This window comes from Nodosilinea sp. FACHB-141 (genome assembly GCF_014696135.1).
In the GTDB taxonomy this organism is placed as follows: domain Bacteria; phylum Cyanobacteriota; class Cyanobacteriia; order Phormidesmidales; family Phormidesmidaceae; genus Nodosilinea.
In genome coordinates, this window is record NZ_JACJPP010000002.1 from 82,974 (window position 1) to 105,449 (window position 22,476).

The 22,476-nt window shown below is 52.1% G+C and carries 22 protein-coding genes and 1 pseudogene; 14 read left to right on the plus strand and 9 right to left on the minus strand.

What is annotated here, in order from left to right; all coding sequences use genetic code 11:
• Nucleotides 1-53 precede the first annotated feature (53 nt).
• From H6F59_RS00340 to H6F59_RS26640, 7 genes are all read left to right on the plus strand, one after another.
• Nucleotides 54-1,103: an iron ABC transporter permease gene (locus H6F59_RS00340; RefSeq protein WP_190694167.1), complete on the plus strand. Its 1,050-nt coding sequence runs from the start codon at nt 54-56 to the stop codon at nt 1,101-1,103.
• 151 nt (nt 1,104-1,254) lie between these two features.
• On the plus strand, nt 1,255-2,067 hold the full coding sequence (locus H6F59_RS00345) for an ABC transporter ATP-binding protein (protein WP_190694169.1): 813 nt from the start codon (nt 1,255-1,257) through the stop codon (nt 2,065-2,067).
• A gap of 36 nt (nt 2,068-2,103) precedes the next feature.
• Entirely contained in the window at nt 2,104-3,090 is a 987-nt protein-coding gene (locus H6F59_RS27210; protein ID WP_190694170.1) for an AraC family transcriptional regulator, read from the plus strand.
• 230 nt (nt 3,091-3,320) lie between these two features.
• Nucleotides 3,321-5,855 (plus strand): TonB-dependent siderophore receptor, encoded by a 2,535-nt coding sequence (locus H6F59_RS00355; RefSeq protein WP_199325460.1) that lies wholly within the window; start codon nt 3,321-3,323, stop codon nt 5,853-5,855.
• 195 nt (nt 5,856-6,050) lie between these two features.
• Entirely contained in the window at nt 6,051-6,860 is an 810-nt protein-coding gene (locus H6F59_RS00360) for an iron-siderophore ABC transporter substrate-binding protein (RefSeq protein ID WP_199325462.1), read from the plus strand.
• A gap of 323 nt (nt 6,861-7,183) precedes the next feature.
• Nucleotides 7,184-8,473 (plus strand): MFS transporter, encoded by a 1,290-nt coding sequence (locus H6F59_RS00365; protein ID WP_190694172.1) that lies wholly within the window; start codon nt 7,184-7,186, stop codon nt 8,471-8,473.
• A 79-nt stretch (nt 8,474-8,552) separates the two neighbouring features.
• Entirely contained in the window at nt 8,553-8,687 is a 135-nt protein-coding gene (locus tag H6F59_RS26640; protein WP_277882355.1) for a hypothetical protein, read from the plus strand.
• Here H6F59_RS26640 and H6F59_RS27475 read toward each other — a convergent pair.
• Complete coding sequence (locus H6F59_RS27475; RefSeq protein ID WP_199325469.1) at nt 8,658-8,855, minus strand: EamA family transporter; 198 nt, start codon at nt 8,853-8,855, stop codon at nt 8,658-8,660. The two genes, H6F59_RS26640 and H6F59_RS27475, sit on opposite strands and share 30 nt — an antisense overlap.
• Before the next feature lie 68 nt (nt 8,856-8,923).
• On the minus strand, nt 8,924-10,831 hold the full coding sequence (locus H6F59_RS26155; RefSeq protein ID WP_242021186.1) for an ABC transporter ATP-binding protein: 1,908 nt from the start codon (nt 10,829-10,831) through the stop codon (nt 8,924-8,926).
• Nucleotides 10,832-10,889: 58 nt separating this feature from the next.
• Here H6F59_RS26155 and H6F59_RS00380 point away from each other — a divergent pair, with 58 nt between their 5' ends.
• Together H6F59_RS00380 and H6F59_RS00385 are read left to right on the plus strand one after the other, a co-directional pair.
• A complete protein-coding gene (locus H6F59_RS00380; protein ID WP_190694173.1) occupies nt 10,890-11,273 on the plus strand; it encodes a four helix bundle protein in 384 nt (127 codons plus the stop codon).
• A gap of 187 nt (nt 11,274-11,460) precedes the next feature.
• Nucleotides 11,461-12,054, plus strand: coding sequence for a Uma2 family endonuclease (locus H6F59_RS00385; RefSeq protein ID WP_190694175.1), 594 nt, complete (start codon nt 11,461-11,463; stop codon nt 12,052-12,054).
• Nucleotides 12,055-12,349: 295 nt separating this feature from the next.
• On the opposite strand, the gene H6F59_RS00390 is transcribed toward H6F59_RS00385, so the two are convergent.
• From H6F59_RS00390 to H6F59_RS26645, 3 genes are all read right to left on the minus strand, one after another.
• Nucleotides 12,350-12,709, minus strand: coding sequence for a hypothetical protein (locus H6F59_RS00390; RefSeq protein WP_190694177.1), 360 nt, complete (start codon nt 12,707-12,709; stop codon nt 12,350-12,352).
• Nucleotides 12,710-12,919: 210 nt separating this feature from the next.
• Nucleotides 12,920-13,075, minus strand: coding sequence for a hypothetical protein (locus H6F59_RS00395; RefSeq protein ID WP_190694179.1), 156 nt, complete (start codon nt 13,073-13,075; stop codon nt 12,920-12,922).
• Nucleotides 13,050-13,172: a hypothetical protein gene (locus H6F59_RS26645; RefSeq protein ID WP_277882356.1), complete on the minus strand. Its 123-nt coding sequence runs from the start codon at nt 13,170-13,172 to the stop codon at nt 13,050-13,052. Before H6F59_RS26645 ends, H6F59_RS00395 begins: the two co-directional genes overlap by 26 nt.
• 526 nt (nt 13,173-13,698) lie before the next feature.
• On the opposite strand from H6F59_RS26645, the gene H6F59_RS00400 reads away from it, so the two are divergent.
• Nucleotides 13,699-14,256, plus strand: coding sequence for a hypothetical protein (locus tag H6F59_RS00400; RefSeq protein WP_190694181.1), 558 nt, complete (start codon nt 13,699-13,701; stop codon nt 14,254-14,256).
• Nucleotides 14,257-14,444: 188 nt separating this feature from the next.
• Nucleotides 14,445-15,278 (plus strand): VanW family protein, encoded by an 834-nt coding sequence (locus H6F59_RS00405; protein ID WP_199325471.1) that lies wholly within the window; start codon nt 14,445-14,447, stop codon nt 15,276-15,278.
• Nucleotides 15,279-15,629: 351 nt separating this feature from the next.
• On the opposite strand, the pseudogene H6F59_RS00410 reads toward H6F59_RS00405, so the two are convergent.
• A pseudogene (locus tag H6F59_RS00410) lies at nt 15,630-15,910 on the minus strand (hypothetical protein).
• Nucleotides 15,911-18,281: 2,371 nt separating this feature from the next.
• On the opposite strand from H6F59_RS00410, the gene H6F59_RS00415 reads away from it, so the two are divergent.
• Nucleotides 18,282-18,806: a hypothetical protein gene (locus H6F59_RS00415; RefSeq protein WP_190694183.1), complete on the plus strand. Its 525-nt coding sequence runs from the start codon at nt 18,282-18,284 to the stop codon at nt 18,804-18,806.
• A gap of 307 nt (nt 18,807-19,113) precedes the next feature.
• Here the strand turns inward: H6F59_RS00415 and H6F59_RS00420 are convergent, their stop codons facing one another.
• Nucleotides 19,114-19,323 (minus strand): hypothetical protein, encoded by a 210-nt coding sequence (locus tag H6F59_RS00420; RefSeq protein WP_190694185.1) that lies wholly within the window; start codon nt 19,321-19,323, stop codon nt 19,114-19,116.
• Nucleotides 19,324-19,576: 253 nt separating this feature from the next.
• Between H6F59_RS00420 and H6F59_RS00425 the strand changes: the two genes are divergently transcribed.
• Together H6F59_RS00425 and H6F59_RS00430 are read left to right on the plus strand one after the other, a co-directional pair.
• Nucleotides 19,577-20,179 (plus strand): DJ-1/PfpI family protein, encoded by a 603-nt coding sequence (locus H6F59_RS00425; protein ID WP_190694187.1) that lies wholly within the window; start codon nt 19,577-19,579, stop codon nt 20,177-20,179.
• Nucleotides 20,180-20,494: 315 nt separating this feature from the next.
• Complete coding sequence (locus H6F59_RS00430) at nt 20,495-21,046, plus strand: DinB family protein (RefSeq protein WP_190694190.1); 552 nt, start codon at nt 20,495-20,497, stop codon at nt 21,044-21,046.
• A 91-nt stretch (nt 21,047-21,137) separates the two neighbouring features.
• Here H6F59_RS00430 and H6F59_RS00435 read toward each other — a convergent pair whose 3' ends face one another.
• Complete coding sequence (locus tag H6F59_RS00435) at nt 21,138-21,509, minus strand: DUF1636 domain-containing protein (protein WP_190694192.1); 372 nt, start codon at nt 21,507-21,509, stop codon at nt 21,138-21,140.
• 2 nt (nt 21,510-21,511) lie between these two features.
• Nucleotides 21,512-22,468 (minus strand): ABC transporter substrate-binding protein, encoded by a 957-nt coding sequence (locus tag H6F59_RS00440; RefSeq protein WP_397192542.1) that lies wholly within the window; start codon nt 22,466-22,468, stop codon nt 21,512-21,514.
• Nucleotides 22,469-22,476: the final 8 nt, after the last annotated feature.

Below are 22,476 nucleotides of genomic sequence, written 5' to 3' on the forward strand. Positions count from 1 at the left end.
TGCCCGCCCTAGACAAGCCTAAACCTTAAACCCGTCACCTTAAATCCCTTCCCATGTCCACCACAAAACCCTGGCTTTCCCTTCGACCCCGGCGATTTCCACTCTCTTTTCGGGTTGATCGCCGTGTCCCTGCGGTTTTAGTGGCGCTGCTGCTGGTTGCCCTGCTGTCGCTGGTGTTCAACGTTAGCCAAGGAGAATATCCATTGCCGCCCCTGGAGGTGGTGAAGACGATTTTGGGCTTCTCAGCGAACCCTGACTATGCCTTTGTGGTGAATACCCTGCGGCTACCCCGCGCCCTAGTGGCGCTGCTGGTGGGAATGGGACTGGCGGTAGCAGGGGCAATCCTACAGGGTATAACTCGCAACCCCCTAGCCGCTCCAGAAATCGTCGGTATTAATTCAGGGGCCAGTTTGGTGGCGGTGGCGCTAATTGTTCTGTTTCCGCAGGTGACGACGGGCTGGCTGCCAATTGCTGCGTTTTCAGGCGGTCTAGGGGCAGCGATCGCCATCTATCTGTTGGCCTGGAATGGTGGCAGCTCTCCCATTCGCTTGATTCTAGTAGGCATTGGCCTGACGGCTCTGACCAGTGCTCTCAGCAACCTGATGATTACCTTTGGCGAAATCAACACGGTCAGCCAGGCGCTGGTGTGGCTGACTGGCAGCGTCTACGGCCGCAGTTGGGAACATTTGTGGCCGCTGCTGCCCTGGCTGGCCATTTTTTTGCCCCTGACCATGGTGCTGGCCAGGGATCTCGACACCCTCAACCTGGGCGATAACCTGGCCCAAGGCCTCGGCAGCCGAGTGGAATGGACCCGCACCTTGCTGCTGCTCTGCACCGTAGCCCTGGCCGGCGCCTCCGTCGCCACCGCCGGCACCATCGGTTTCGTCGGCCTTATGGCCCCCCACCTGGCCCGGCAATTAGTTGGCCCCTCCCACGCAGGCTTGCTTCCCGCTGCAGCTCTCACCGGAGCCTGCATTGTCGAACTCGCGGACATTGTGGGTCGCCTCGCCTTCGCCCCCATCGAACTGCCCTGCGGCGTCATCACTGCCGTCATTGGCGCCCCTTATTTCCTGTGGTTGTTATATCGCGACCGCAACCAGTAATGCAGAAAAGGCAAAAGGCAAAAAAATGCAGGTGCAGAGTGTTAGGTGCAAGGTGCAAGGCAGAACCATAAACCCGAAACCTAAAACCCCAAATTAACCCACCCAACTACCCATCCACCCACCTACTCATCCACCCCGTCACCCCGCCGCCATGCTCACCAACACCGCCACCCAAATCGCCCTCACCACCCGCAAGCTCACCCTGGCCTACGACGGCAACGTGATTATTCAAGGTCTTGATCTCGCCATTCCCCAGGGGCAGATCACCACGCTGGTGGGGCCAAACGGCTGTGGCAAGTCGACTCTGCTGCGGGGCATGGCGCGATTACTCAAGCCCCAGGGCGGCACGGTGTATTTGGATGGGGATGCGATCGCCCACCTGCCCACCAAAGACCTGGCCAAACGCCTGGGTATTTTGCCCCAAAGCCCCGCTGCCCCAGAAGGGCTAACCGTGCGTGAGCTCGTCGCCCAGGGCCGCTACCCCCACCAAACCTGGCTGCAACAGTGGTCGAAGGAGGATGAACTGAAAGTAGAGGAGGCGATCGCCACCACCCACCTGCACGAGTTTGCCAACCGCTCCCTCGACACCCTCTCTGGCGGCCAGCGCCAGCGAGCCTGGATTGCCATGGCCTTGGCCCAAGACACCGAAACCCTACTGCTGGACGAACCGACTACCTACCTCGATCTAGCCCATCAAATTGAGGTGCTGGATCTGCTCTACCAGCTCAACCGCCAGGCAAAGCGCACCATCGTCATGGTGCTCCACGACCTAAATATGGCCTGTCGCTACAGCCATCATCTGGTTGCTCTGCGCGACGGACAGGTCATTGCCCAGGGGCAACCCACCGCCGTTGTAACCGAAACGATGGTGCAGCAGGTTTTTGCTCTAAAGAGCCGCATTATTACTGACCCCGTGTCTAATACGCCGCTGTGCCTGCCCATCAGCCAATCTATTGAGAATTAGTCTGATCATCGGTGCCAGAAGGAGGACCAGCGGCCTGTGACGACTACCTTTAAAAATGGCGAATTGCGCCAGCTCCTTCGAGAGCATGTTCAGAACACGCAGCCAGAGCTATTGGCAAATAAACGGGATCAAACCCTAACCTATCCTGACTGGCTAGGTACTGGCTACAAGCGCGATATTGATCTGCCCAGCGGCATCGCTCTAACCCTGCACCGCTACCGTTTGCACCAAAATCTAGTGCAGGCCTGTTCACCAGAGCAAAGCAGCTGTTTTGAGTTTGTTTTTAGCCTGACAACTCACAGTCAATACAACGAAGGGCCAGTATTTTGCGATCGCCAGGCCCATTTGCTCGGCCCAGAATGGCAAGACAGCCGCTGGCGAGAATTTGCGGATCAAGACTATTTATCGGTCGATATTCATCTCGATCCACCCCTGCTAACGGCGTTAGCTGAAAGTCACAGCGCTAGGCTACCAAAAACGCTGCAAAACATGATGGCGGGAGAGCAGGAATTTCCCTTTGTTGACCCCATCGCGATCACGCCAGAAATGCAGACCGCCCTCTGGCAAATCCTACAGTGTCCTTACCAAGGACTGACCCAAACCCTTTACCTAGAGGCTAAATCCCTCGAACTGATTGCTCTTTTTCTAAACGCAATGGATGATGGCACCGTTGCTAAGTCCATCCTTCATCAAGATGATCTAGAACGTATCCACCAAGCACGGCAAATCCTGCAAAGTAACCTGCAAACACCCCCTTCCCTAATCGATTTAGCCCGGCAGGTGGGCCTTAACGATCGCAAGCTCAAGGAAGGATTTCGTCAAGCATTTAACACTACCGTTTTTGGCTATCTCACCCAGCAGCGGATGGAAAAAGCTTGCCAACTACTTGGGCAGCAGCGCTCCGTTGCGGTCGTTGCGGCGATCGTCGGTTATACCAGTCCAACCGCTTTTAGCGGTGCCTTTCGGCGCAAGTTTGGGGTGACGCCAAAGGCGTATCAGTTGGCAAACTGTCGGGGAGCTTAGGGGTTAGTTTTAAGGTGTAGGGTATAGGGTCTAAGGCTGAAGAATTAGCTATAGGTCCGACGCTTTGCACGACTATTTTTTTGCTGCTTCAAAAAGTCCCGATCGAAGAGAAAAAAGTCCGGGTCGCAGAGAAAAGCCCTGCCTAAACCCCATAGTCTGAAGCTGGCTTAATTGAGAATACTTCTCGTTTGTAAGCGCCGACAAGCTAGTGGCTAATTGTGGTGTGGGGAATGATGACTTCGAAAACCTTGGGTTTTGGACTGTTTGTAATGGGCTTGCTGGCGGGTGTGACCGCCCCTGTAGCTAAAGCAGAACCGCTAGCGCTTCAGGAAGCTGAGCGAGTTTCAGAGGCAATGGCCCAGATTGACTCGGCGGCACTCACCGTGGAGGAGTGGATGGCCCAGGGACAAACCGCCGCCGCAGTGATTACCGACGTTGACATTAGCGATAGCTCAGAGGGCTTAAGAATTGAGCTGGTTAGCGATCGCCCCCTGGCGATCGGCACCTCCCGCACCGAGGGCAACGCGCTAATTGCTGACATTCCCAATGCGACGCTGGAGTTGGTCAACGAGGCTACTGCCGAGCAGTTTGCCCCTGCCGAGGGCATTGCCCTAGTCCAGCTAACGAGCCTACCCGACGGCACCGTGCGGCTGTCGATCACCGGCACTGATGGGCCGCCTACCGCCCAGATTGACACAGCCGCAGGCAACCTAGTCTTCAACATAGCGCCAGGAATTGCCCAGCTTGACGGTGCTGAAGACGCTATTCAAATTGGGGTCACGGGTCAGGGACAACAGGATTACCGAGTTCCTAACGCTGCCGTCGGGAGTAGAACCAATACCCCTCTGCGCGATTTACCGTTTTCGGTGCAGGTAGTACCCCAAGAACTTCTGGAAGATCGCCAGGTACAAAGCGTCAACGAAGCCCTGCGCACCGTAGTAGGCGTTAGTCCTGACAACTCGTCTCAGTCCGCCTTTGAGGGCTATACCATTCGCGGTTTTTCGGGTAGAAACATTTTGCGCAATGGATTGCGCGATGACACCAACATTACCTCCCGCATCGCGATTCCTAACATTGAGCGAATTGAGGTTCTAAGAGGCCCGGCGGGGGCCTTGTTTAGCCAAGGTTCACCCGGTGGCACCGTCAACATTGTGACCAAAAAGCCGTTGGCAACCCCACACTACATTGTGGAGGGAACAATTGACAATTTTGACACCTATGGCGGCTCCATAGACTTTACCGGGCCGCTCAATCAGTCTGAAACCTTGCTCTACCGTCTCACCGCAGGCGCGTCTAGTTCGTCAACCTTTATTGACTTTTTTGAGCGCCGAAATTATGTCATTGCGCCCACGATCAGTTGGCAAGCTGGACCTAACACCCAAATCAACTTTGAAGGCGAGTATACGATTTCTGAACAGCCCAACGATCGCGGGCTACCCGCATTGGGCACAGTTTTGCCTAACATCAATGGTCAGCTGCCCCGCAATCGGTTCATTGGAGAACCCAATGATGATTTAGATAAAAACGATCGCTACGTGCTGCGACTAGGGTATACCCTCGATCACCAAATCAACCCCGATTGGCAGCTGCAAAATTCGTTTCGAGCTAGCTTTCAGCAGCAGCCACAAAATTCCCTCTTCCCCACAGCGCTGCTCGATGATCAGCGCACTCTAGAACGGGGTCTTTTTACGGCCGGCGACCAATCTCAAGATAACTACTCCTTTGATACTAGCCTGACGGGTAGAGTACAAACAGGTAGCATTTCTCACCAGCTCTTATTCGGTTTTGATGTCAATCGCGATATCTACGCGAGCGGTGGTCAAGAATTTGTTCTTGATCCCATCGATATTTTTAATCCGGTCTATGGAGTAGCTCAACTGCAGTTCGTGGCTAGCTATCCTAGAGAACCTCTGATTACTAATTCGGTAGGGGTTTATGTTCAAGATCAAATCGACCTGCTGCCCCAGTTAAAACTGTTACTAGGAGGGCGGTTTGACCTGATCAGTCAGCAGACGCTCTTTGCCGATGGTTCAGAGGCTTTCCAAGATGATCAGGCCTTTAGTCCTCGTCTGGGGTTGGTGTATCAACCCAGTGATGAACATGCGCTTTATGCCAGTTACAGTCGCTCGTTCTTGCAGAGCGTGGGCACAGCCTTCGACAATAGTCTCTTTGAACCTGAGCGAGGCAACCAGTACGAAGTCGGGATTAAATCCGACTGGCTCGACAATCGATTCTCGACCACTTTGGCACTTTATCAAATCACGCGGACTAATGTGTTAACTGAAGACCCCATTAATCCGAACTTCTCGGTGCAAACTGGGGAGCAGAGAAGTCGCGGGGTTGAACTCACGGCTACGGGCGAGATTTTGCCTGGATGGAATATTGCGGCGGGCTACGCCTACACAGATGCTCAAGTCACCGCTGACAATACTTTAGCCGTAGGCAATCGCCTCAATAATGTGCCAGAACACGCCGCTAGCCTGTGGACAACCTACGAACTGCAATCGGGAGCGCTCCAGGGTTTAGGCTTTGGGCTGGGGCTATTTTATGTGGGCGATCGCCAAGGCGATTTAGATAACTCATTTCAAGTGCCGGGCTATACCCGAACCGATGCCTCTGTGTTTTACAACCGAGATGATTTTCGGATTGGGTTAAACATCGAGAACCTATTTGATATCACCTACTTCGAAGCCGCAGAAAGCCGCCTGCGCGTCTTCTACGGCGCGCCTTTTACCATCAGGGGCACGGTTTCCTGGTCGTTTTAAGGATGATAAATGAGTGGTTAAGAACGTAACGCTATGATCGATAAATCCTGGTGGCGACGCGTCCAACTGTTTTGGAGCGGAGTCTTGATGGTAGCCCTGATCCAGAGCTGTACTGGTTCAGAAAACCAGCCGTCTGCGAGTTCAGTGCCCGAGTCGTCTTGTCACATGGTTCGCCATGCTCTGGGAGAAACCTGTGTGCCAAATCAGCCGCAGCGGGTCGTTACCCTGAGTGTGCCTAGCCTGGGAGATGCGATCGCCCTGGGGGTCAAACCAATTGCCACCGTCGTCTATTTTGACGAGCCACCGCCTTACCTGGCAGAACAGCTAGACTCCATTCAAATATTGGGCAAAGAAGAACAGCCCAACCTTGAAAAAATAGTCGCCCTAAAACCTGATCTCATCATTGGCATTAAATATGCTACCGAAGCCATTTACAGCCAGCTAGCGCAAATTGCTCCTACAGTGGCCGACGACTGGGAAGGGTATCCCTCTTGGCGACAGCACGTTGACTTTGTCGCCAACGTATTGGGAAAAACAGATGCAGCTCAACAGGTGTGGAACCGTTATAACCAACGCATTCAGTCTTTGAAAACCGCCCTAGAAGATAGCCAGCAAAACCCGGAAGTCTCTTTTGTTCACACCTGCTGTGGCACAATCGACCTAGACTTAAAAAATTCCTTTAATGGCAGCATTCTAGCTGATGCAAACTTACGTCGACCACCGGCTCAAGCTGTACCGGTTGCTGGCGGCATCGTGAAATTGTCTGAAGAACGACTGATGGATATTGACGGCGATATTTTATTTGTCGCTACCGATGGTTCTGAAGCGGCTCAGACAATTACCGAACTCAAACAAAATCCGTTATGGCAGCAGTTGCGGGCTGTTCAGAACGATCGAGTCTACTCGGTTAACTATCCGACCTGGAGAGGCGGCAATCCATTGGCTGCAGATGCAGTAATAGACGACTTATTCAAGTATTTGGTAGAAGATAACCAGCCAGCTTGATGGATCTATGATCAACCCCACGCTACTGCATTGACGGGAGATAAAAGCTGTCCTAGCCATTGGCAAAACTTAATCAAAGACAGCGATTATGGCGAAATTGTTGAAACACCTTCATCCCCAACCCCTTCTCCCAAAAAAGGAGAAGGGGAGCCGGATTCAAAGTCTCGCTCGTTCTGAGAGAGGGATTTAGGGTAAAGCTACAAAAGTGGGATTCACTCTGTTGCTCGGCAACAATTTCCAGAGGACCCAAAACTAAACTTATCGCTTAAATCCCGCCCTTCTCGTGATTCAGACGAAGCACCCTAAGGCTAGAGAACAAGTTTGTGCGTACTTTTACGATCATCTGGTTGGGCCAGCTCGTCTCGACTATTGGTAGCTACATGACCGAGTTTGCCCTGACCCTTTGGGCCTGGGAGATGACGAAATCGGCCACGGCTTTAGCACTTGTGGGATTTTTTTCGCAGCTATCGCGCATCCCGATCACCCTGGTGGCGGGGCTGGTTGTCGATCGCTTCAACCGTAAGCACCTGATGATACTGGGTGATGCTGTCGCTGCTCTCTCTACAGTTGGCATTGGCCTACTTTACTTAACGAGCCACCTGCAAATTTGGCATTTGTATCTGGCCACTATGCTGAACGGTAGCTTTGGGCAAATTCAAAGCTTGGCCTATCAGACCTCGATTTCTAGCCTGGTGCCAACCTCTCAACTAACGCGGGCCAACAGCATGAATTCGGCAGTCCACTACGGGGCGACTATCTTTGGTCCGGCCCTAGCTGGGGTGCTCTATCCGCTGGTGGGTCTGCTGGGGATTGTCGGAATTGATACGGTGAGTTTTGGGGTGGCGATCGCCACGCTCCTTTTCCTTCAAATTCCGCAGCCTGCGCCCCCAGCCACCGTTGAAATTGAAACCCTGTTGACCAAGCTGACCTTTGGCTTTCGCGAAGTTTGGCAGCTACCCAGGCTGCGGGCCTTGCTGCTGATTAGCACCCTGTTTTGGTTTTTCCACGATCTGGGTGGTGCCATCTACGAGCCAATGATTTTGGCCCGCTCCAACGGCAGTGCCCAGGTGCTAGCCAGCACTGCAACGGCAGCCGGCATTGGCGGCGTGGCCGGAGCAATCATCCTCAGCGTTTGGGGTGGCCCAAAACAAAGAGTAGGCGGCATGCTGGCCGGATTCATCGGTGCGGGGCTGAGCAAGACAGTGTTTGGGCTGGGGCGATCGCCCCAAGTCTGGGTTCCGGCACAGTTCTGCTCGTCGCTCAATTTTCCTCTGCTGGGCAGTTCCGAAACCGCCATCTGGATGACTCAGATTGCCCCCGCGCAGCAGGGCCGAGTCTTTGCCGCCAATGCCCTAGTACTACAGGTCGTGAGTGCCGGCGCCGCTCTCATGGCTGGCCCCCTGGCCGATCGCATCTTAGAGCCAGCCATGGCCTCCAAAACGAGTCTCGCTAGAACATTTGGCGATCTGATGGGCACTGGCCCCGGCTCTGGTATGGCATTCCTGTACGTGGTTTGTGCCTTGGCGATGGTGGGAGTGGGTCTAGGGGGCTACTGGATGCCCAACCTCAGCAAGCTAGGAGACCGTCCATCACGACCCCATGGCAGCACTTAGGGCTAAGTCAGTCTTGGGTGAATGCCACAAAAGCCGTGCCCTGACTTTTCATCGTTGAATCGGCTGCCCTTTTTTGGGGGTGACCAAGCGGCTGTATTTTCAGTGGAAGGGGTTTGAGCTGATGGCGCTGCAGCTCAATGGCATTTTGAGCGATCGCCTGCCCAGACCCAGCGAAACCAGCCTTTCACAGGATCAGCACCAATGTCTCAACTAATAGCAGCACTGTGCCTGCGACGACCTTTATTGTTAGCGGCTCACCCACAAATAAGACAGAAAGCAAGAGGACTAAAATCAACCCTGATTTATCGACCGGCGCAACTAAAGACGCATTTCCAATTTGCAACGCTGTGAAGTAACACAGCCACAATAGCCCAGTTGCCACTTCCGACAATACTAAAAACCATAGTGTCCTTGGCGAGATAGTCAGTATTGATTGAAATTGACTGCTGGTTATGACTGAATACGCCCATTTTCTAAAAACAGAATTTGGCTGGCTCGATTGAGCACTGAAGGACGATGGGAGACGACGAGGCAGGTGGGGGGAAGGGGTGGATGGGTGGATGGGGTAAATATCTGCTCCCACAGGCGCTGTTCGGTCTCCACATCGAGGGCGCTGGAGAGGTCATCGAATACCATCAGGGCAGGTTGGCGCAGCAGCATGCGGGCAGCGGCGGCCCGCTGTTTTTGCCCCCCAGAAAGGCGAAAGCCGCGCGTACCGATCAGGGTGTCGAGACCCTCGGGCATGGCGGCAAGGTCGCGATCGAAGACGGCGGTGGCGATCGCTCGGTCAAGCTGTTCTTGTCCCACGGTATCGCTAAGCCCCAGCAGCAGATTTTCCCGCAGTGAAGCACTGAAGAGCTGGGGAATTTGGGGTGTGTAGGCAGCCCGAGGCGGCACCAAAAAAGTCGCCGGGTCAAGAATCGGCTGACCGTTCCAATACAGCACACCAGACTGTCTGGGCAGAAGACCCAATAGCACCCGCAACAGTGTAGTTTTACCCGCCCCCACCCGTCCGGTAATCACCGTCAAACTGCCCTGGGTGAGAGTAAAACTGATGTCGCTAATGCCGCCACCGCCCGGATAGCAGTAGGTCAACCCCTCGACGCGCAGCTCATTGAGGGGTTCGGATGCAATGGTCGTCACCATCGACGGTAGCGCAGGCCCTGAGCTAAGGATGGGTTTGAGGTAGAGGGGGTGAGGGTGGGTGAGGGGGTGAGGGGGTGGGAGGGTAGGCGGGTGGGTGGATGGGTAGATGAGTGGATGGGTAGGCGGGAGGGTGGATGGTTGAGATTCGGTTATTTCATGGGTGCTGGTGTCGTCGACTTGCCCACGCTCCCACGCTCCCACCCGCCTACTCTCCCACCCGCCTACTCTCTCACCCTCCCACGCTCCCACCAACTTCCCCATGCGCTCAAAGGAGACTTCGCTTTGCTTGATGGTGGCGATGAAGCCGCCGAGGAAGGCGAGAAAGTAGGTAACAAACGATAAGTAATAGACGAACAGGGCAAAGTCGCCGACGGTGAGGTCGCCTTGGGTGCCGAGGCTTTGAGAGGCGACTAGCAAAATTAGCCCGGTGCCGATGCTGACAATATTTTCAAAGCCGGAGTTGAGGATGGCGGTGAAGACTTGGTCGCGCACCATCAGATCGCGGCGGCGATCGCACCGTTCCTCTAATTCCTCCAGCATTTGGGCTTCAGCCCCGGCCACCTTCACCGCTTGCACGGCGGTGAACAATTCGCCAATTAGCCCGGTGACCTGCTGGGTGGCTTGGCGGCTGGCGCGGCGGTAGCGTTTGAGGCGGTGCTCGGCCTGGTGGGCGAGAAGGGCGATCGCGCACAGCGGCAAAAACACCAGCAGCGTCATCGTCGGGTTGACGCTGATCAGCAGCGCCACCGACCCTACAGCAAACACCCCCGCGCCAAAAATCTCGTTGGTGCCCACCACCACATCCTCGATCTGGGCTGCATCGTCGCGAAAGTAGCTGAGAATTTCGCCGGGGGAAGCGTTTTGGCCGTCGGCCCCGCCCGTGGCAAGTTCGGCTCCGGGCCGCTTGAGCAGTTCATGCAGCAGGTTGTGTCGCACCAGGCCACTGATCAAAAAGCGATGCTGGGTCTTGGTGATGCGCCCCACAAAAATGGCCACCACCCGCGCTACCCCTACCGCCAGCAGCAGCCCAATCCACACCCAGGGCGACGCGCCAAAGCGAGACTCTCCGGTGAGGGTGTCAAAAAATTCGCGAATGATCAGCCCCGGCACCGCTGGCAGACCCAGAATGAACAGCCATAGCAGCGTATCGACCCAGTAGAGCCGCTGGGCGTAGCGGATTAGCTGCCAGAGGAGGTGGGTGATAGGGGGCATAGGGGTAGATGGGTGGATGGGAAGTATTTGGGGGAGATGGTAGGGAGAGAGTAGAGGGATGGCTGGGGGATTGGTTAGGAGTTATAGGGATTTGGAGGTTTATCAGGTGGCTTTTGCCGCAGCTATGGAGATTTTTGAGGTGTCTAAACGGTTTCCGGTTGAGGAAAGATATTCTTTGACGGACAAGATTCGAAGATCGTCTCGATCAGTGTGTGCCAATTTGGGAGAAGCTTGGCGCAAGCGACGATATCAAGCTGCTTTTGTGGCAAAAATCAGCGACTGTCAGGCTGAAGCTACAGAAACTCAAATTTGGTTAGAGTTTGCAGTCAAATGCCAATATTTAGATGCTGAAGTTGGCAGAGACCTCTATAGCAACTACGACCAAGTCTTAGGTCAACTCGTCAACATGATCAAAAACGCTTCCAACTGGACAATCCAATAACCCATCCCCTCATCCACCCATCCACTCATCCACCCATCCACTCTCCCACCCCCCCACTCTCCTCAGGAACCCCTGCCGGATTTTTTTGGCTGCTGAACGGAGTTTCTATAGAGGGCTGTGCTGGTTGATAGGATGATTGCAGATTGGCTTGTAGGCTAAACCTTGATTGTTGATGTTGCCCAGTGCCATGGTTGCTTCGCCGCAGTATCTCACCCCCGAAGATTACCTTCAACTCGAAGCCGAAAGCCCCGTTAAGCACGAGTACTTCGACGGTCAAATCTATGCCATGTCGGGGGCTAGTGATGGGCATGTCACCATTGCGCTTAACCTAGCGGCGCTGCTCCGCAGTCATGTGCGTGGTACGGGTTGCCGGATCTATATGTCAGATATGAAGGCCCGCATTGAGGCTCGTAACCGCTTTTTTTACCCGGATGTGATGGTGACTTGTGACCCTCGCGATCGCGAGGTTGCGGGCTACAAACGCTTTCCTAAGTTGGTGGTGGAGGTGCTGTCTGAGTCTACGGAGGCTTTTGACCGGGGCGATAAGTTTGCGGATCATCAAACTCTGGAGAGCTTAGAAGAATACGTGTTAATCAACACGCGCCATCAGCGGGTGGAGTGCTTTCGCCGCAACGAGGCGGGGCTGTGGGTGTTGCAGTATTACACGCCCGAAACGGCGACGTTTTGCCTGGAGAGCATTGATTTCACCGATACCATTGCGGCCTTATACGAAGATGTGACGCTGGAGCCGTCTGAAGAAATCTTTGATGCCAAATCCTGAATGAATATCCCCGGTTTGTAGGGGCGTAGCATGCTACGCCCCTACGGGGTTCCTGATGATAGAGCAGGGTTTACTGAATCGGATTTTGTTATGAGGTTTGATGCTAGTTGCCTGCTCAGCCAAAGGCGACAGGTTATGCGGAATTTAGTTTCGTTAGCCCTGGTTGGGTTGGGCAAACGGCGTTTGCCCCTGCGGGAGACGTGGCATGGCTGATTTATACCGGTGTTTAGCAATGCCAAAGCCCCCAGAACGTTGAGAGCTCTGGGGGCTTTTTTGCGGTTTTGGTTTGGGTGGGTTAGGCGGCGCGGCGGCGGGGGCGCTTGCGAGCAGATTTTTTCTTATAGCCAACGGATTGGGCTTCGTGGCTGTCGAGGCCAAACAGGCCGCGCACCGATTCTTTCATAGCCATGACGCTGTTGTGAAAGTCCCACTCGGCTTGGCGGGCTTCGTCGGCAGCGGCTTTGGCTAGGGCCGCTAGTTCGGTTTCTTTTTGTTGTTTGGCCTGCATGGTGGTCAGGTTGGTTTGCAGTGCCTCGGGGGTGGCTTCGGGGCGGCGAGCTGTGTAGTCGTTTACGGCATTAAGCCCTTCGTAGGACTCAACATCTTGCAAAATGACGCGGGTTTGGAGACGGCGACTGGTATCGACAATGGCCATGGGTGGCACCCTTAATAAGGTTAATAGGTTGGTGTTTTTGGAACGTAGCAGCAACAGGGCAAGATTTTCAGGGGTTGAGTGGTGCAGGGTGGGGCGGTCGCCATTGCACCGGGTAGAGCGTTGTTTCGCATAAGCTCATACTGCCCTTGGGGTTGAAACTCGCGCTAGGGCAGACAGTTTTGCGGCAAACATCGGTCAAATGGCGGAGCGCTATCGCAATGCAGAAGGGCGCGCTTTAAGTTGACCCGCCGCATGGCTGTACTCTGGGCCTGCAATGCCGAACTGCTGTGCCACATTAGCGATCTGCTGTGCCGCATTGGCGATCGCAGGGCGCAGATCGCTAAACTGCTGTGCCAGTTTCGTCAAACTGCTGTGCCACATTGGCGATCTGCGCCTTCAAATCACTAAACTGCTGTGCCACATTGATGATCTGCTGTGCCACATTGGCGATCGCATGATGCAATACGCTAAACAGCAGTGTCAGTTTGGCGATCGCAGGACGCAGATTGTCAGTAGGGGCGATAAGGTACCAGGTTCCTGTGCTCGTAACCTGGTTTGGGCAGCAGCAATAGGAACCCGGTATGTGTGACGAAGAGACTTACTCAATCAGCACGGTTTTGGTGAGAATCGCCATCCACGGTTGAGGCTCGCTAGGGTGTCGCGGCTCGATGCTGGTAGGGGGCGCGGGGATGGGGTCGCTCCAGTCGTTGGGGTCGGCGTAGCCGTGGGCGTGGAGGATTTTGATGGTGCGATTCTCCTTTCTAGAGACGCTTCGCGAACGATGCCTGCAAGGCTGCCGTAGAGCGTGTGGTGCACCCGCTCTGGGCGAACTGGCGGGGTGCTGGGTGAAGACGGCGGAAGATTGGATGCGCCGCTGGCATCGGGGTCGAGATATTTAACCGCAAAAGTGCCAGATAATACGGAAAATATAGGGTCTTATCTGGCAAATCTGACACTTAATACATACTTATGCTGCTGAGGTATGGGTTATGAAAAGGTCGAACTCTATCTTCTGGGCGCTCGCAGGCGCAGCACTTCTATGGGGAAGCGTCGCACTCGTCAGCGCCAGTGATGGAGTGTCCATGTTGGATTACGTATTCTACTTCCTTGGCGGCCTTGCCTTCGGTGCAGTCACAGTTGCCATCGCTGTTGGCTTGCTAGGAAGGGGGCTAAGGAAACGTGAGCGGCTGATTAAAATACTCCCTTACCCTTTCGTAATCCAGTTAGTTTTTCTTGCCATCGTCTTTGCGGGCGTCAGTTTCGATCTCGCGTTCGCGGCCAGATTCACCGCAAGTCGCTCTGCGCTTGAGAGGGCTGCAACAGACACGCGCTCAGGGACGGGGCCACGCGCACCGACGTGGATTGGCCTCTTTAAGGTTAGCGAGATAGACAAGGCTGGCAACGCAGTACGCTTCATCATTGGTGAGTGCGGTCTGGCAGATGACTGCGGCGTCGTCCATAGCCCAGACGGTACGCCTCCGATTGTTGGAGAGGATTGGTACGCGCCGATGAAAAGCTCTTGGTGGAGCTGGAGGCGGAGCTGGTAGACCGAGGAAAAGATCAGTGATGGGTGCTGCAACTTAACATCGGCATGCAGCGGGCGCGCATCCGGCAGGCCTCCCATCATTAAGGGCTATAGCGCGCCGCTGATGCCCGGCACTAGCTTTTACTCTAGATGCGGAATTGCTTGATATCTATTGAATCTATTGGGTAAATAAGTAAAGGAGTCGCCGTTTTGAAAGAATGGAAACGATCTCTACGTATTAGCCTCAAGTACGCTAGGAGCCTGCTTCGTGGTTACCCTTTCTTTTATGCTCGGCAACAAACTCATGATCAGTCACATCTTTACCCTCATTTATGGTGTGATTCTGTCACAGCTATTCCTGACCGTGGCAGTCCAGAAATTCGGGAAAATCGTGTCTTAAACTTGCAACTGGCTGCAAGCAAAATTCACCAACTTCAACTTAATCCTGGGCAAATCTTCAGCTTCTGTAATTGCGTAGGCGATCCAAGCTTAAACAATGGGTTTAAGGCAGGACCCGTGTTTGTGCGCGGTCAAGTGCAGACGGGAGTTGGTGGCGGACTATGCTTAATTGCTACCAACCTGTTTCATACGTTTTTGGTTTCAGGCTGCCAGATTCTAGAGCGACATTGCCATAGCATTGATGCTTACGGGAGCGATCGCTTTTACCAGCTTGGTCAAGATGCTTCGATCGCTTATGGCTATAAAGACTTGATCGTTCGGAATCACAGTGCTGTGGCACTACAGTTGCGCTTACAAGTGCTACCGGAGACGGGTCAGGTAGTCTCTAGTTTATGGGGGCAGTCTCCTTGCCCCTGGAAGGTTAAGGTTGACTCTGTGGTTTTGCAAGAGTTGTTACCTTCTTCAACAACTAATATTTCTGGTTGGATCGTTGAAACTCGACGATCTGTGTGCGATCAAGTGGACGATTCAAGAGCAAGGGCTGACTCGGAAACCATGACTGAAGAACTTTCATGGCAACTTGATTATCGCGCCATTAGTGTTTATAAACCTTGTACTGACAGCAGTTTGGAGACTACTGTTTAGATCGATAAAATGGTATGAGCAATGCCTGCGAGAGTGATAGCCATTGTTCATGAAAGCTGTTAGTGACAAAAACCAGCTTTTCTAAACAGCGATCTCAATAAGCTATACAGCTATGCCACTTCTCTATACAGCTGTGCCACTTTGCTACACATCGGCCTGTGTAAGCTAAACAGCTGTGCCACTTCGCTATACATCGGCCTGTGTAAGCTAAACAGTTGTGCCAGTTTGCTTTACGGAGGTCTTAGTTTGTGAAACGGGCTGCTCAGTCGGCCAAGTTGCGAGCGGTGAGCTTGATATTGGTCGCCGCCCCCGACGACAGAGGGTGCTGCCATCGGGGACGGGCAAGGTGCGTTACTCAATCAGCACGGTTTTGGTGGCGATCGCCATCCAGACGGTTCCCTTGAAGAGGTTGCGCCGGTGGTGTCGCTGGTGGGCGGCACGGGGATGGGGTCGCTCCAGTCGTTGGGGTCGGTGTAGCCGAGGGCGTGAAGGATTTTGATGGTGCGATCTATGCCTGCGAGGCTGCCGTAGAGCATGTGCCGCACCCGCTCTGGACGAATTTGGGGGGTGCTGGGTGAAGACGGCGGAAGATGAGATGCGCCGCTGGCATCGGGTTCGAGATATTCAAACATGGGTTCTGTCTCCAGTTGTTGTTTAGGAAGACAGAACGCGAAAACCCTAGCCACCCGCAGTTGAAGTGCAAACTGAGGGGGCTAGGGTACGATGAACCTAGCCTCGCAATCTGTGCAAGAGATTTGCGGGGTTAGCTGTCTGTTGGTGTACCAGCACCTTCAGGCAGCGCTAAAGTCTTCGAGTTCTGCGTAAGCACTGCTCTGCTGAACGGCTTAATGTAAGAGAATAGTGGTACAAAAGCTCCCCGTCAACCGTAAGACAGCCTTGGTTAAGAAATCCAGCATTCATGAACAAAAAAGAATCTGAAGCCTGGAGATACTTCAGCGCTCGGGCGTTCATACAAAAAATATTTCTATATTAAGATCCTATGTTCTGCGTTTAGACTAGAATCTTTCCGCCTAAAATCCATATAAAAATATTTAGGCTGATAGACTTCCACCTAAGCTCCCACAGGAGAGTATTAGGCAGAATTTTTTCCTCTAATTATGAGTTAGATCACTTGAGTTGTCTGTGAGGACAGCCGCTTGAGAGCTATCTGTAGAATGATCTCAAGAACAGAATAGACAACATGTGAGTACTTTCATCAGAATCATCTAACAGCAATGTTGGGGGAGTTGAAAATATTAATTTTGGATTAAGTTTATATTTTGTACTCCTTGTAAAAGCTTTTATAACTACGCACCAGTTCTCTAAATTCTAAAGAGGAAGTTTCAATGACACGATTATTAAGACAGCCAGGTTTCATTCGACGTAGATTACTCGTTGCTTTCGTAGTTACCTTACCTGCTTCTGGCTTCTTTATTTGGCTGAGTCTCGTCTTCTTCGCTGCTCCATCTCTGCTTAATTCAGATAGTATTATCCCAGCTTACGCTGGATTTCACATTAATTATCCATATCCAAGTCTTATGGGAGCCGTGCACAATCTCCGCTGCCGCACTAACGGAGTAGTTATTCCGGATGGCTTTTCCTACTCCTGCCGCTTTAGTATGAAACCATCGAATGTTGAGCAGTTTATTCAGTGGAGGGAACTAAGCTCTACCAAAAGTAACCACTGTATAGAACGGTTAGCTAAACCTGGAACAGAGTTAGCTAAAACGAGTTGGTTTCCTCCAGAGGATTGGTGGAAACCCTTAGAATTAGTCGAAGGACAATGCTACTCAAATCCCGATCGTCACTTCACACTGTTTTATTCCCCAACAAGCCAAATTGCTTATCTAAGTCATTCTGATTACTAAGTAGCTATTTGCAATTTATGCTTTTTAAGCAAGCGATCGCGGTTTAACAATGCTTGTGCACACCGGACACAAAGAAGTTATTTGTTGCAATAGCTTACGCAAATATAGCTGCAGTACTAGCTGACCAGCAGCGGTTCCAAGAAGCTGTGTAGTGAGACTCGTCGCAAGCATATCCCTAGCCTTATTGAGTAGTTGGATGCTGACGGTTGGTAACCTAGAGTGGCACCGGCTGTGTAACAAGTCGATTAAGCGGAAAAAGGAGAAATTTTGGTGATCTGAGATTATCTGCAACCGCTTATATTGGTCATCAGGCCACTTGAGTTGCTTGCGGGAACAGCCGTTTGAAAGCTATCTGTGAAATAACTGCACAAACAGGATAGATAGCCGTGATTATTTCTTCGGACTTGCTTGATGTCAGCGTCGAGGGACTTAATAATATTAACTTTAGATTGGTTTTGTATTTGGTATTCTCCACAAAATTCCTATGACTACACACCAGTTCTCTAGATTCTAAAAAGGAAGTTTCAATGATACGATTATCAGGACAATCAGGTTTCATTCGACCTCGATTACTCATTGCTTTTTTGATTGCCTTCCCTGCTTCTTGCTTATTTATTTGGATATGTCTCTACCTGTTCAGTGTTGCACATTTACTAAATTCAGGCCGTACTATTCCGACCTATTTTGGGTTTCACATTCAATATCCATATCCGTATTTTATTGGAGCTATACATGACCTCCGCTGCCGTACTAATGGAGCAGTTATTGGTCATTCCTACTCCTGCCGCTTTAATATAAAGCCATCAAATATTGAGCAGTTTGTTCAGCGGAGGGAGCTACGCTCTATCGCAAGTAGCCTCTGTATAGAACGGTTAGCTAAACCTGGACCAGAGTTAGCTAAAACGAGTTGGTTTCCTCCAAAGGATTGGTGGAAACCCTTAGACTTAGTCGAAGGACAATGCTACGCAAGAGATCACTTCATACTGTTCTATTCTTCAACAAGTCAAGTTGCTTATATAAATGATTCTGATCATTAAGAGCGATCGCAGATCTCCTATAGGTTGGGTTGACGGTGGATGTTGGGTTTCGCTAGCTCAACCCAACCTACTAACTAGACTTTAAAGAGGAAGTTTCAATGACACGATTACTAAGACAGCCAGGTTTCATTCGACGTGGATTACTCATTGCTTCCCTGGTTACCTTACCTGCTTCTGGCTTTTTTATTTGGCTGTGTCTCGTCTACCTCGCTGTTCCACATTTGCTAAATTCAGGTCATATTATTTCCATTTATTTTGGGTTTCACATTCAATATCCATATCCGCATCTTATCGGAGCTGTACATAATCTCCGCTGCCGCACTAATGGAGTAGTTATTGCAGATGGCTTTTCCTACTCCTGCCGCTTTAATATGAAACCATCAAATGTTGATCTGTTTGTTCAGCAGATGGAACTAGCCTCTACTACGAACGACGATTGTATCCAGCGATTAGCTGAACGCAGAAACCAGTTATCTGAACATAGTTGGTTTCCTCCAACGGATTGGTGGAAACCGTTAGACTTAGTTGAAGGAAAATGCTACGCAAAAGGTTCTAGTGACTACACCATATTGTTTTATTCTCCAACAAGTCGAATTGCTTATATAAATGATTCTGATTATTAAGAGCGATCGCAGATCTCTTATAGGCTGGTTGACAAAGCAAACCCAACAATCCCAGAAAGATTTCACTCTCGCCCACTGTGGTATTACATAGTGCTAAATCAACGTTGGGCGTTGGATTACTCTGCAAGAAGGTAAAGCCTACGCTAACTCAACTCAGCCTGTTAACTGCTACGTGGGCGATCGCTCCGAAGACTAGCCAGCAGCCAAACATACTAGAGTACAGTTTCAGTGGGCAAAAAAATGGATTAGGCAGCGCCAATCCATTACGTAGCGTTTATCGCCATTAGTCTTAAAGACCACAACGAAATTATTCAGAGTCTTGGTCATCGACTTGCCCCATACCTGCGCCCTCTTCGTCGCGGCGATCGCCGAGCATTTGAGGGACGACAGCAGGATTTGAAAGGATTTCTTGAGGGTCTTTGTCGTAGCCACCCTTATTGACTAGATCACGAGGATCAAAGGTTTCCGCATCAGCGGATTGGGTGTTGTCGGGATTGTTATGTTGATTCTCAGTCATAAAACCACTTCTTTTACGTCGGCTCCTAAGAGCACTTGTTTGTTAGCGTAAGCAGCAATAGCGATCGCTTCATCCCTCATCCGCCATACATTAAGTGCGATCGCAAATCTCTTGCAGGTTGGGTTGACAAAAGAAACCCAACAATTCCAGATAGTACATAGTGCTAGATTAACGGCGGGTGTTGGGTTACTCTGCCAAAAGGCAAAGCCGACGCTAGCTCAACCCAACCTACTGACTCCTTCTTACCGCCAGCATGCGCATAGCAATCCTCACATTTCAGGGGTTCAACGAACTGGATTCTCTCGTTGCACTCGGCATACTCAACAGAATCAAGCAGACAGACTGGCAAGTGACCCTGTGTTGCCCCGAGCCAACTGTCACGTCAATGAATGGAGTCACAATCCAGGCCCAATCGAGTCTCGACGAAGTTGAGTCTGCCGATGCCGTCATCATTGGCAGCGGCGTCAAAACCCGAGAGATAGTAGCTGACAAAGAACTTATGTCGCGGCTGCGCCTAAATCCCCAACGCCAATTGATCGGAGCGCAATGCTCCGGAACGCTTATCTTGGCGAAGCTCGGCATGCTCGGTTCCGTACCCGCCTGCACAGACCTCACAACAAAACCCTGGGTTCAAGATGCTGGGGTCGAGGTTCTCAACCAGCCATTCTTCGCAACAGGTAACGTCGCCACAGCCGGCGGTTGCTTCGCCTCGCAATACTTGGCAGCCTGGATCATCGCCAAAAGCGAAGGCGAAGAAGCTGCAAAGGCAGCATTGCACTACGTCGCACCTGTAGGCGAAAAGGAAGAATACGTCTCGCGGGCCATGAAAAACATTGCTCCGTACCTTGAGCGCTGACGCCTAACCCCTCGCTCAACCGGACAACAACTGCGTGCGATCGCCTGGGCCACGCTTTACTGAGTACGATCGCAGATCTCCCGTAGGTTAGATTTTCTTCGTCAACCCAACCATTTCAAAAGGATTTTGTACCCAACCCACTGTGGTATTGCACAAGATTTACCTATTGGGAATAGACCTAGGATACGTAGTGGAGTGTTGAGGTAACGGTAGGTGTTGAGTTCAGCTAGCTCAACCCAACCTACTAACTAGGCGATAATAAGCACTATATCAAGTCATAATCGGGACAGGATTGAGTTTGGAGTAAAAGCCGTAATGAACTTTTCTGAAATAGCAAAAAGGTTGACTAGATACAAAGCCTGGGCAAATGAAATTACATTTTCAGCCGTAAAATCCTTGCCAGAAGGTGAGGCAACCAAAGAACGCAAAACCCGTTTCAGAAACATGGTTCATACGCTCAATCATACCTATGTCATCGATTGCATCTTTAAAGCTCATCTGGAAAAAGAAATTCACCCATATACTGCAAGAAATACTGAGACTCATCCACCATTAGAAGATCTGTGGCAAGCAGTCAAGACCGTTGACCAGTGGTATGTTGACTATGCTCATTCGATTTCTGAGCAGGAGTGGCTAGACATCGTAAACTTCCAATTCGTTGACGGCGGTGAAGGTGCGATGTCCCGTAGTGAAATCATTCTGCATGTAGTGAATCATGGCACTTATCATCGGGGCTTCGTCAGTGACATGATGTATCAGGTTCCGGCTGTACCCCCAGCGAATGATCTAACTGTTTATTTAAGAGACGTGATATACAGTTCGCAGTTGAACAATTCTGTTGCACACCGACCCAATAAAGTCAGCTAGTGAATTTGAGAGATTACTAGTGGCGGGTGAATAGGGTCGTTGGGTTGACCAAGGAAATCAAACAATCCAACCTACCAACTGCCCGCCACTCTTAAGGTGCAGGCGGAATTCGCGCCATTCTGCGAGGTTGAAGCTCATCAGGCAACTTGAAGCAGGGCACCATGCCGTCTTTGCTGTCGAGATATAGCTCAGCAGCCGTGAGCAGATCGGCAGCGCAGGTAGCAGGGTCTAGGTCAGCGAAAAGATAGGTGGGTTTGCCCGTGCCCACGTAGGCGATCGCGCAAGCCTTTTCACAAACGCACAAACACCCCGTCGTCGCAATCGCCAACTCACCCTTGCGAGACCACTGCGAATGTAGCGCCTCCAAGTGCTTCAGCAGGTGCTCCCCGCCCGTTTCCCCATCGCGCTTCTCTTCATCTGCTGAAAAGCCGCAGCTTTTGCACACAATTAACTGGTCAGGCATGCCTACGATGGCTCCACAAGATATTTAAACAGGTCATCCAAAATGGCATTGGCGGCGATCGGGCCGCTGCCAATCCAATAGCTAGGTACGGTGTAGACCCGCCCAGCCTGCACCGCTTTAAGCTTTTGCCAGAGCGGGTCTTGTTGCAGCGTTTCTAGTTTTTGCTGCGCCGTTGCCATCGCCTCTGGGGTGTTCTCACCAGTCCAGAGAAAAATGACATCGCCATCGGCCTGCCCCAGCAGCTCCCGGCTAATGCTGGTTTGAATTGGGTTGTCGAACAGGGCCTTGGCCTCATCGGCTCCAATATCTTGAGCGGTCGGTCGGGCCAGCCCCGCATCTTGCAACACAGTGCCCACAAACGAATCGCGCAGGTAAAGATTGATCGTGTCGGGATAGATGCGGACGACCGACACCTGAAGGTTGTCTAGGCGAGCCCCCATCTGTGCCTTAAAATCGGCCATGCGGGCATCGTAATCGGCCATTGTCTGCTGCGCTGCATCGGCTTGGCCCAGGGCCGCCGATGTCCTTTGGAACGAGTCTTTCCACTGGCCACTATGTTCAAAGTGAAAGAGCAGAGTGGGCGCAATCTGCGTAGCTTGAGCGTAGGCCCCCTGGTTATCGTCGAGCCCCACAATCAAATCAGGCTTGAGGGCAAGCACCTCCTCTAGATTGGGTACTCCCGTCTGCCCCACGTTTTTAACCTGGGCCACTTGCTCAGACATGTGTTCCATCAGGCCACCTACGGCTGTGGCAATGGGGGAGAGGCCCGCTGCGATCGCATACTCAAACGTCACCCCATCGAGCGTTACCAACCGCTCATAGGTTTCCGGCACACAGGTCGTTCCAGCAGCATGTTCAACCTCAGTGCAATCCACCGCAGTCGGTTGGTTAACGGTTGATTCTCCCCCCTGACAAGCAACCACTAACCCCAAGGTCACCAGCGCCAGGACAAGGTTGATTGCCCACT